This is a genomic window from Gordonia sp. NPDC003429 (genome assembly GCF_053588575.1).
Genome location: NZ_JBSFQF010000010.1, coordinates 1 through 11,065 on the forward strand (window position 1 = coordinate 1; position 11,065 = coordinate 11,065).

At 65.6% G+C, this 11,065-nt stretch carries 9 protein-coding genes; 2 read left to right on the forward strand and 7 right to left on the reverse strand.

What is annotated here, in order from left to right:
• Positions 1-179: 179 nt before the first annotated feature.
• The 4 genes from ACWDSI_RS13290 to ACWDSI_RS13305 form a co-directional block, all read right to left on the reverse strand.
• A complete protein-coding gene (locus ACWDSI_RS13290; RefSeq protein WP_449756898.1) occupies positions 180-1,685 on the reverse strand; it encodes a DHA2 family efflux MFS transporter permease subunit in 1,506 nt (501 codons plus the stop codon).
• Positions 1,686-1,785: 100 nt separating this feature from the next.
• Positions 1,786-3,045 (reverse strand): uroporphyrinogen-III C-methyltransferase, encoded by a 1,260-nt coding sequence (gene cobA / locus ACWDSI_RS13295; RefSeq protein WP_449747436.1) that lies wholly within the window; start codon positions 3,043-3,045, stop codon positions 1,786-1,788.
• 75 nt (positions 3,046-3,120) lie between these two features.
• On the reverse strand, positions 3,121-3,462 hold the full coding sequence (locus ACWDSI_RS13300) for a hypothetical protein (RefSeq protein ID WP_449747437.1): 342 nt from the start codon (positions 3,460-3,462) through the stop codon (positions 3,121-3,123).
• A complete protein-coding gene (locus ACWDSI_RS13305; RefSeq protein ID WP_449747438.1) occupies positions 3,459-4,457 on the reverse strand; it encodes an acyl-ACP desaturase in 999 nt (332 codons plus the stop codon). Before ACWDSI_RS13305 ends, ACWDSI_RS13300 begins: the two co-directional genes overlap by 4 nt.
• A 200-nt stretch (positions 4,458-4,657) precedes the next feature.
• Between ACWDSI_RS13305 and ACWDSI_RS13310 the strand changes: the two genes are divergently transcribed.
• Positions 4,658-5,350 (forward strand): response regulator transcription factor, encoded by a 693-nt coding sequence (locus ACWDSI_RS13310; RefSeq protein ID WP_449747439.1) that lies wholly within the window; start codon positions 4,658-4,660, stop codon positions 5,348-5,350.
• Between the two features lie 155 nt (positions 5,351-5,505).
• Positions 5,506-7,272, forward strand: a complete 1,767-nt coding sequence (locus tag ACWDSI_RS13315) for an AIPR family protein (RefSeq protein WP_449756830.1) — start codon at positions 5,506-5,508, stop codon at positions 7,270-7,272.
• Between the two features lie 32 nt (positions 7,273-7,304).
• Here ACWDSI_RS13315 and ACWDSI_RS13320 read toward each other — a convergent pair whose 3' ends face one another.
• Genes ACWDSI_RS13320 through cobO form a run of 3 tightly spaced genes read right to left on the reverse strand, consistent with a single transcriptional unit; the run spans position 7,305 to position 11,048 of the window.
• Entirely contained in the window at positions 7,305-8,954 is a 1,650-nt protein-coding gene (locus ACWDSI_RS13320) for a GAF domain-containing protein (RefSeq protein ID WP_449747558.1), read from the reverse strand.
• Positions 8,954-10,420, reverse strand: coding sequence for a cobyrinate a,c-diamide synthase (locus ACWDSI_RS13325; RefSeq protein ID WP_449747559.1), 1,467 nt, complete (start codon positions 10,418-10,420; stop codon positions 8,954-8,956). Before ACWDSI_RS13325 ends, ACWDSI_RS13320 begins: the two co-directional genes overlap by 1 nt.
• Before the next feature lie 10 nt (positions 10,421-10,430).
• Complete coding sequence (gene cobO / locus ACWDSI_RS13330) at positions 10,431-11,048, reverse strand: cob(I)yrinic acid a,c-diamide adenosyltransferase (RefSeq protein WP_449747441.1); 618 nt, start codon at positions 11,046-11,048, stop codon at positions 10,431-10,433.
• Between the last annotated feature and the right edge of the window lie 17 nt (positions 11,049-11,065).

Below are 11,065 nucleotides of genomic sequence, written 5' to 3' on the forward strand. Positions count from 1 at the left end.
AGCGTGCCCACGTTTCCGTTGAGCGTGCCCCACTCGGCACGCTCGACGAGATTGTGGGCACGCTCGACGAGATTGTGGGCACGCTCGACAAGATTGTGGGCACGCTCGACGAGATTGTGGGCACGCTCGACGAGATTGTGGGCACGCTCGACGAGATTGTGGGCACGCTCGACGGAGAGTCAGGTGCTCTGCGCGGCGTCGGGGTCGAGGGTGGCGTTGGCTGCCTCTTGCGCGGCCTGACCCTCGGCCACCTCTTCGGGGGTGAATCGCATGAACATCACCACGGCGGCCGCGATCACGGCGATGCCCGCGCAGCAGGCGAAGGCGAGCCCGTAACCGCTGGCCTGGGCCGCGAGTTGGGTGGCGTTCATGGTCTCCACCGGAGCCGTGGTCCCACCCAGGGACAGCGCCCGCGACGTGACCATCGCGCCGACGCCGACCAACCCGATCGCGCCGCCGAGGTTCTGCGCGACCTGCGCGAGCGCGGTCAACGGCCCGATCTCGGTGGGTGCCACCCCGGCCACCACCGACAATGTGAGCGGAATGACCGCGAACCCGACGCCGAGGCCGATCACCACGACGGTGAGCCCGATCGACGGAAGGTAGGCGGGATCGCGCGTGGCGATGTGGGATGCGTACAGACAGCCGACGAGGATGACGGCGCCACCGATCAGCACGAGCCAACGCGGCTGAATCCGCAGCGCGAGTTTCGACGCGATCGCCGCGGCGATGCCGAGCCCGAAGGCGAACGGCACCACGGCGAGTCCGCTCTGGATGGGCGAATATCCGAGTATGCCCTGCAGGTAGAGCGAGATGAACACGGCCATGCAGGTCATGATCATGCTGGCGAGGAAGATCGCCACCAGCGCGGCCACCCGGCTGGTGTTGTCGAACAGCACGAACGGCAGGATCGGGTTCTTGGCGTGCCGTTCCACGATCACGAACGCGATCAGCGCCAGACCGCCGAGAATGAAGGAGCCGACGACGTGCGGGCGCGCCCAGCCGTTGGGGCCGTCGCTGACCGCGAGGACCAGCAAGGTGCAGCCGAGGGTCGCGAGTACCGCTCCCGGCACGTCGAGCGCCATGCGTTCACCCTGCGATTCGCGCAACGCGAAGATCGCGCCGACCGCGACCAGGATGCCGATCGGCACGTTGATCAGGAACACCAGCCGCCACGAGATCTGGGTGAGCACCCCACCCAGGATCAGGCCGGCCACCGAGCCCACGCCCGTCATCGCGGCGTAGATGGCGAACGCCTGACTGCGCGGCTTACCGGGCGCGAACGTGGTGGCGACCAGCGCCATCGCGGTGGGAGCCGCGACGGCCGCCGACGCGCCCTGCAACGCCCGACCGATCAGCAGGCTGGGTTCATTCCAGGCCAGACCGCACAGCAGCGATGTGGCAGTGAAGGCGAGCACGCCGAACAAGAACATCCGTTTGCGCCCGAAGGTGTCACCGAGTCGTCCGCCCAGCAGCATCAGACCACCGAAGGCGAGGATGTAGCTGGTGATCACCCAGTTGGCACCCGACTCCGACAGCGACAGCGACGACCGGATGCTCGGCAGCGCCAGCGCCGCCACGGTGCCGTCGAGCACCATGAGCAGCTGCATGCCGGAGAGCACCAGGATTGCAGGCCCGAACACCGGTCGATACTGATCACCCTCGGGAGCCGCCGCGGTTGACATCACCGCCGCGTGCTTGGCTCGACCCTGTACCGACATACCGATCGACGCTACCGCCCGAAAAGGCAACTATGCCAATCCTCGTTGGCAAAATTCGTGATCATCAGGCATCGGCGACGTCGTCTGCGTCGGTGAACCCGGCCACCGCACCGATCACCACGATCGCCGGCGGCCGGAGATTCTCCCGGCGTGCGGTCTCGCCCGCGTGCGCCAGGTCGGTGCGGATCAACCGCTGCGTGGGCAGCGACCCGTTCTCGATCATCGCGACGGGCGTGTCGCCGGGTTTGCCCCCGTCCAGCAGCGCGTCGGCGAACACGTCCACCCGCTCGACGGCCATCATCAGCACGAGCGTGCCCCGCAGTCGGGCCATCACCGACCAGTCGACGAGCGACTCGGGATGTCCGGGCGGCACGTGGCCCGACGCGATCACCACTTCATGAGTCACGCCGCGATGGGTCACCGGGATGCCCGCGGATGCGGGCACCGAGATCGGACTGGTGATGCCGGGGACCACGGTGACCGGAATCCCGGCGGCGACGCAGGCCTGGAGTTCCTCGAATCCCCGCCCGTACACGTAGGGGTCGCCGCCCTTGAGCCGGACGACGAACTTGCCCTCGGCGGCCTTGGACACCAGCACATCGTTGATGGCTTCCTGTTTCATCGCACGCCCGTAGGGCACCTTGGCCGCGTCGATGATCTCGACCTGCGGTCCCAGCGAGGCCAGCAATTCGGCAGGGGCAAGACGGTCGGCCACCACCACGTCGGCGTCGGCGAGCAGGCGCAGACCGCGCACCGTGATGAGGTCCGGATCGCCGGGTCCACCGCCGACCAGCGCGACCCCCGGAGGGTGGGGGGCGTGCTCGACGACGAGGCTGCCGTCCGAGAGCGCCCGCGAGATCGCGGCCCGCAACGCCGCCGACAGGCGGTGGTCGCCGCCGGCGAGCACGCCGAACTGCACGTCGTGGTGCCGACCCGAGGCGGGGGTCACCGCGGTGCCCTTGCGGGCGTCGTCGGCGCGCACACAGAACGTGTGGCGCCGTTCGGCCTCGGCGACCACCGCTTCATTCACCGCGGGATCGTCGGTGCAGGCCATCGCGTACCACGCACCGTCGAGATCGCCGTCGACGTAGGCACGCCGATGCACCGTGATTCCGTGCATCGACTCGACTGCGGGCGTGGGGTCGAGCGCCACCACGTGCACGTCGGCGCCCGCCGAGACCAGATTCGGTAATCGGCGTTGCGCCACCGACCCACCGCCGACCAGCATCACGCGCCGACCGCGTAGGTCCAGTCCCGCCAGGTAGTGACCGGAATCGGGCGGCACTCCCACCGGTGGCGCGACGGGGATCGGGTCATCGGGCATGGCAACCGACCCTACCGGTCGCCGCCGCACCCCACCGGTCGGCGGGATCGACGGGACCGGATGGTCGGCGACCGGTCAGAGCGGCAGTTCGCCGGTGCGCCGGATGTAGGACCACACGTCGGCGGTGGGTACCCCCAACCGGTGCGCCGACGACTGCAGCAACGCACCCAAGAGCACCGAACTGCAGTACTCCCCCACCGTGGCGTCCGGGGAGTGGGTCCGAATCTCGTTCCACCAGGTGGGATTGTGGTTGACCGCGGCCTCGGCCATCGCGATCGCCTCGGCGAACCCCGGCAGCGTGCCGTTCTCGGCGGCTTCGGGACGCTCGCGAGACCCGCAGCACTCTTCGCGCGCATCGGACTCGGCGACTCCCGACGACTCGATCATGAGATTCACCCGCGTATCGGTGACGGTCACGCGCCCGCAGCCGCCTTCGCGGCCTCACGCGCGAGGGCTCGTTCGCGTGCCCGTTCGAACTTCTCCACCTTGACGTTGAGGCCTTCGAGGTACTCGGCGAGCTTCTCGCGGTACATCTCGCCGAGCGGACCGAAGTCGTCGCGCTCGAAGATCCGCCACTTGCGCAGCACCGGCATCACCACTTCGGAAAGATGCTGCGGCAGGTCGTAGATGCCGCCCTTGGCGATCAGCACGGCGTTACGGCGGAAGTTGGGCATCGTCGCGCCCGGCATCTGGAAGTTCGACACGATGCTGTAGATGGCGCACATCGCCTCATCGGGCACCAGGTCGAGCGCCCCGGCGACGATGTTGCGATAGAACAGCATGTGCAGGTTCTCGTCGGCGGCCACACGCTGCAGCATGCGGTCGGCGATCGGATCACCGCACGCCTTGCCGGTGTTGCGGTGGCTGACGCGAGTGGCCAGTTCCTGAAAGCTCACGTAGCTCACGGCGAAGAGCATGTCGAAGCTGTGGTCGCGTTGACCGTCGTCATCGGGCAGTGGGTTGAACCCGTGGATCATGTGGATCATGCGGGTCTCTTCGAGCTCCACCGGGTCTACACCGCGCGTCACCACCAGGTAGTCGCGCATCACGGTGGAATGCCGCATTTCCTCGGCGGTCCATCGACCCACCCAGTAGCCCCAGGCGTCGTCGAGGCTGAAGTTCTCGGCGATCACCCGGTGATAGGACGGCAGGTTGTCCTCGGTGAGCAGATTGGTGATCATCGCGGCCTTCGCGACCTCCGAGAGCTCCGACTGCTCTGGATCCCAGTCGATGCCGCCGAGCGCGGCGAAATTGCGACCCTCGTCCCACGGCACGTAGTCGTGCGGATGCCAGTCCTTGGTCATCTTCATGTGCCGCTCGACCTCGGTCTCACAGACCGGCAGCAGTTCTCGCAGTAGATCCGATCCTGTCATCCCGGTGTTGCTGGTTGCCGGTCCGATAAGGCTTGTCACGCGAATTCTCCTCGATGTCGATGTCGGTCGTGCCGTGCGGTGGCGGTGTGGCGACCGTGGCGCCGGATTTCCTCTCCCCCTGAGAACCCGGCAGCTACCACCCTTGCGCGTGACGCATGTGACGTGAGTGAGACCAAAGTCCTGAATCAGGGGGGACCGACGTCGCGAGAACGATTCGTCGCTCCGGTATTTTCATGGGTATGCCCGCGGATCTGCCCTCTGCCCAGCCCTCGTCGGACGACCAAGCGCCACCGGTGCGTGTGTTCCTGGTGGACGATCACGAACTCGTCCGGCGTGGTCTGCGCGACCTGTTGAGCACCGCCGACGACATCGAGGTGGTGGGCGAGGCGGCATCGGTGGGTGAGGGACGCGTGGGAATCCTCGCGGCCAAACCCGATGTGGCCGTGCTCGACGTACGGTTACCCGACGGCAACGGCGTGGAGTTGTGCCGGGATGTGCGGGCCGAGGACCCGGCCATCGGATGCCTGATGCTGACCAGCTATGCCGACGACGACGCCCTGCTGGCCGCCGTGCTGGCGGGAGCCTCCGGCTTCGTGCTCAAGCAGATCCTGGGCCACAACCTGATCGCCGCCGTGCGCACCGTGGGCCGTGGCGGCTCGCTGCTCGACGACCGCAGCACCGCGGCACTGCTCGCGAGACTGCGGGACGGCAAGGATCAGACCGCCGATCCTCTCGCCGAACTCACCCATCAGGAACGTGAGGTGTTCAACCTCATCGGCGAAGGCTTGACCAATAGGCAGATCGCCGAGCGGATGTTCTTGGCGGAGAAGACCATCAAGAACTACGTCTCGCGGATTCTCGCCAAACTCGATATGCAGCGCCGCACCCAGGTGGCGGTGATGGCCACCAAGATCCGCGACGGCAAGGCCTGAGTGCGCGGCCCGCTGCTGCCCGCCGGCGCTGCGAGAGATCCCGCCCGGCCACGGTGTGTCCGGCCAGGTCAGCGGCACTGAAGTGTCAGGGTGGTCCCCGATACCGTATAAATCACAGCTCAAGCCTGGGAGCGGATTCGCTGAAGGAGCACCAAATGGGTAACGCCTCTACCGACGACACCACGTGGGATAGCGCCTATCAGGCAATGTCTCATGACTTCAAGCTTGGTTCTGACGGTCTTGGGGTGTTTGCCATCAACCTCAGATTCGGACTGGACGACATTCAGGCCATAGCCGCTGAGTCGATCACAGGTGGTGGCGACGACAAGAAGTGTGACGTCTTGTATGTGGACCGAGAGCGTCAGATAGCTGTTGTTGCACAGTGTTACGCGTCCGAAAAGAAAAAATCTTCAGCGCCAGCAAATAAGGCTTCAGACCTGAATACCGCACTTTCGTGGATTCTGGGAGCCGATATAGACACTCTGCCTCTGGGACTTCAAGGTAGAGCCGAAGAGTTACGCAGCGCGATCGATGACGGAGACATCAAACAATTTCACATCTGGTATGTGCACAACCTTCCTGAATCGTCGAATGTCGAGAAAGAACTCAAAACTGTTGAGCAAACGGCACAACGCCTCCTCGAACAGCGCGACATCAACATTTTCTCGAGCGAAATAGGAAACTCGACATTAGAAAATCTCTATCAACAAGCAGAACGCACCGTAATAGTTACCGACTCCTTGCAGACCGTGGTTCCCGATGCGGTGGAACTCGAGGGTAAAAACTGGGCATCTGTAGTCACGACAGTAAAAGGCACTTGGCTATTCGATTTGTTTGCCAAGTACGGGCGAGATCTATTCTCCGCTAATGTCCGCGGCTACCTCGGCTCCCGGGAGTCGGATTCAAACATCAACAACGGGATAAAGAAGAGCGCGGAGCTGAGTCCCGGAGACTTCTACGTTTATAACAATGGCGTTACAGCATTGGTTCTCGACTATACGCTCGGGCGGCGTCAACGCGGAAGGCGCAATCTTTCGATAACAGGGATCTCGATCGTCAATGGCGCACAAACCACAGGATCACTAGGAAGTCTACCCTCGAGACCCGACAACTCCCTTGACGTACCAATACGGTTCATTAAGTCCACTGATGAGACTCTAATGGAGAACGTCGTGCGGTTCAATAACTCGCAGAACAAGATTCAGGCCGCTGACTTTCGTAGCACAGACTCAATTCAAGAAGCCCTTCGGCGCCAGTTCCAGGCAATACCGGACGCCGAGTATGAGGGTGGACGCCGTGGAGGCGCGAGCGATGCTATTAAACGAAGCAAGAACGCACTGCCTTCGTACACTGTAGGCCAAGCGCTAGCCGCTTTCCACGGAGATCCAGTAACTGCGTACAACAAGAAGTCGGACATCTGGACGAGCGAGAAGTTATACCGCCAATTTTTCACCGAACGGACCACTGCGCGCCACATCGTATTCTGTTACTCACTTCTTGATACCATCAACCAACGTAAGATCGATCTAACCGGCAAGCAGCGAGAGGAACCCGACTCACTGACTGAGCAGGAGAAGGTGCAGCTCGAGTTTCTCAGCAAAAAGGGCGCACCTTTCTTGATAGTTTACTGCATCTCCCAGACGATTGAAACTATTCTGGGGCGAAGAATCGCAAACCGATTTGACGTCCATTTCAAGGCAAACCTGTCACCAATTGACGCTACGAAGATATGGGATCCAGTTCTTAACGTTATCCTCTCGTTGTCCAAGCAATTAGATGGAGCTTTCGTGCGCAACAGAATTTCAAACGAGGGAATCAGACAAACCGTCCCTATCTTTACAGGATTGATTAACTCTCTGGCCGAAGTGCAGCGCCCAACATTCAGCCAGTTTGCGAAATCCGTCGAGGTCGCCGCAGGCTGACTTGCCGTCCGGTTGCAGTGTTCACCAGCCGGCTAGGCCAGCGGAACCGACCAGGTCAGGGTGGTCCCCGACGACTTCGCGCCGCGCACTTTCGGATTGGTCACCACGGTGAAGGTGCCGTCGCAGTCCTCGGCGCGACGGGTGAGGTTCTCCAATCCGCGGTAGGTCACGTCGGTGCCGATGCCCACCCCGTCGTCGGTGATCTCCACCGAGAGGACGTCGTCGGCGCTGACCGACACCGCAATGTGTTCGGCGTGCGCGTGGCGCAGCGCATTGGAGAGTCCCTCGCGCAGCACGGCGTCGATGTGCGGGCCCAGCGTATCGGGCACCACGGTGTCCACCGGCCCCTCGAACTGCACGCTCGGCGCGATCGGGGCATGCACCGACAGTTCGGAGACGATGTCGAGCACGCGGCGCCGAAGGGTCGAGGTGTCGTGGTGGCCCGCCACGGTCTGCAGGTCGAAGATCGATGTGCGGATCTGCGCGATGGTGCGGTCGAGGTCGGTCATCACCTGTTCGAGCCGCTCGGCGACGGCGGCATCGGCGGCTGCCGAACCGGGCCGGGCCTGCGCGGCGAGCATCGTCTGGATGGACATGCCGATCGCGAACAGCCGCTGGATGACGTGATCGTGCAGGTCCCGCGCGATGCGGTGACGGTCTTCGAGCACTTCGAGGTCGCGGGCCACCTCCTGCTGCTCCGCATACACCACCGCCAGCGACACCACCTCGGCCACACCGGCAAGCCCGGAAACCTCCTCGGGTTCCCACGCGGGGCGTCGGTGATGGGTGATGAGCACCCAGCCGAAGGCCCCGGCGGCACGGTGCAGCGGTTGCACGGTGGTCCAGGTGGATCCGCCGCGCGCGAGTTCGGCTGAGATGTCGGCGGTGGGCACGACGGTCATGTCGGTGCCCGAGGGCAGGCGCAGCGCGTTCGGGTCGATGTCGGCACCGGTGTTCCCGCGCAGTTGCCGGTCGCCGGTGACGTCGGTGACGATGAGCACGTCGGCGGGTCCGACGAGTTCGGCGACGTCGGTGCACATGCGATTGAGGGTGTCCTCCAACGCGATTCCGGCCAGCGGCTCGGAACCGCGGCGCACCAGGATCTGCATCCAGCGGTGCCGTGTGCGAGCGCGTTCGAACAGCTGCGCATTGTCGACGGCGATTCCGGCGGCCACCGCGAGGACCGCGATCAGTGTTTCATCGAGCTGGGAGAACTCGGTCGCCGACCGCTTCTCGGTGAGGTAGATCCGCCCGAAGATCGCGCCGCGGATGATCACCGGAGCGCCCAGGAAAGTGGTCATGGGCGGGTGATGTGGAGGGAAACCGACCGATGCCGGATGATCGGCGAGGTCGGGGATGCGGAGGATGTGCGGGTCGTCCATGAGGACGCCGAGCACCCCCCGGCCCACCGGGAGCTCGCCCATGCGGGCGCGTTGTTCGGCCGAGATGCCGGTGTAGACGAAGGCACTGAGCCCGCCGTGGGGGCCACGTACGCCCAGCGCCCCGTAGCGCGCGTCGACCACTCCGACGGCGACCTCCACGATGCGTTGCAGCGCCTGGTCGAGTTCGAGCCCGTGACCCACCACGAGGACGGCCTCGAGTAGTTCGCGCAGAATCTCGGGGTCGTCGACCCCGTACTCCTGGAGGGCGTCGAGCGCCTCGCCGAGTCCTTGCGACGGCATCATGGAGTTCCTCTCCCGGCGCCGGCTGCGGCGACGAATCGCTCGACGGCGCCCGGAACCGCGGCGGGGTGCACGTGCAGGTACGACGCGTGGATCGCGCCGTGAGCCACGCCGTGCACTCCGGCACGCCCCCGATGATCCTGCCACGCCCACGCCGGCGGGGTGGCGCATCCGTATTCGACGTCGCTGCGGTGGAATTCATGACCGGTGACCCGTTCGCCGGACCGGTAGAGCACCGAGTCCGATGCGGCCACGGCATCCCGGTAACCCAGGGTGAGGGTGGGACCGAACCGGCCGACCGCATCGAGTACGCCGGCCATCGGGTGACCGTCGAGTTCTGTTGCCAGATAGAGCAATCCGGCACACTCCGCGTGAATGGGCCGTCCGGCACGGGCATGGTCGGCGATATCGGACCGTAGTGCCACGTTGGCGGCCAGGCGTTCGGCGTGTTCCTCGGGAAAGCCCCCGCCGACGACGAGCGCGGCGGTGCCGTCGGGCAAGCGGTCGACAAGGGGGTCGAAGCCGACGACGTCGGCGCCCGCGGCGCGGAGCAGTTCGGTGTGTTCGGCGTAGCCGAAGGTGAAGGCGGCGCCGCCCGCGACGGCAACCACCGGGCGAGCAGCAGTCGCAGCGCGGCTACCCGGCGCGGCATCGGTGCGCATCGCGGCGATCGCGTCGGCCGCCGACCACGGTGCCACCGGGAGGCCCGTGCGTCGCCGGGCGATGTCGACGATCGCCGGCAGATCGAGTGCCGCACCGACGATGTCGGCCATCGCCTCCACCGCCGCGATCGCATCGGCAGAGCGTTCGGCGGCCGGGATCAGACCCAGATGACGCGACGGCACCTGCAGACGCGCATCACGACGCAGCACACCGAGCACGGGCAGACCGGCACGGGCGCACGCCTGCCGCAGGACCGCCTCGTGACGCGCCGAACCGACCCTGTTGAGGATCACCCCCGCGATCGGCACCGACGGCTCGTAGGCCGCGAATCCGTGCAGCAGCGCCGCCAGCGACTGGCTGTGTCCGGCGGTGTCGACGATCAGCACGATCGGCGCACCGAGGATCGTCGCGACGTGCGCGGTGGACCCGATCCCCACGGGGTCGGTGTCGGCGAGATCGGATAGCGCGCTGTCGGGGCCGTCCCCGGCCGGCGGTGTGATGCCGGTGATCCTGCCGTCGAAGAGCCCCATCACGCCCTCCACCACGGCGATGTCGGCGCCTGCGCACCCGGCGTCGAAGAGCGGTGCGATCAGGCCGGCGCCGGTCAGATTGGGATCGAGATTGCGTCCCAGACGGCCCGCGGCAAGCCCGTGATAGCCGGGGTCGATGTAGTCGGGCCCCACCTTGAACGGCGCCACCCGGTGCCCGGCCCGGCGCAGCGCACCCATCAAACCGGTGCTCACGGTGGTCTTGCCGCTTCCGGAGGCCGGTGCGGCGAGAACCACGGTGGGAACGCGATTCACGGCCACCGGGTCACCATTCGATACCCTGCTGGCCCTTGCGTCCGACGTCCATCGGATGAGCGACCTTGCGCATCTCGGTGACCAGGTCGGCGGCGTCGACCAGACGATCGGGCGCGCGGCGTCCGGTGATCACCACGTGCTGGCGTCCGGGTCGCGAGTTCAGCACATCCACCACCTCGGCGGTGTCCACCCACCCCCAGTCGAGCGGGTAGGTGAACTCGTCGAGCACATAGAAGTCGTGCTGCTCGGACGAAAGGCGTCGGGTGATCTCCGCCCATCCGGCGCGGGCGGCTGCGGCGTGGTCGTCGCCGGCTTCGGCGTTGGATCGCAGCCACGACCAGCCCTGCCCCATCTTGTGCCATTCGACGGGGCCGCCGACTCCGCTGCGTTCGTGCTCCGCGCCGAGCGCCAGCATCGCCGACTCCTCCCCGACCCGCCATTTGGCGCTCTTGACGAACTGGAAGACCACCACACTGAGGCCGGCGTTCCACGCGCGCATCGCCATCCCGAAGGCTGCGGTGGATTTGCCTTTTCCGTCGCCGGTGTACACAGCGAGCACCGGCTGTCGGCGACGCTGCCGGGTGGTCAGCCCGTCGTCCGGCACCGTCGTCGGAACTCCTTGCGGCACAGTACTTCTCCTGATCG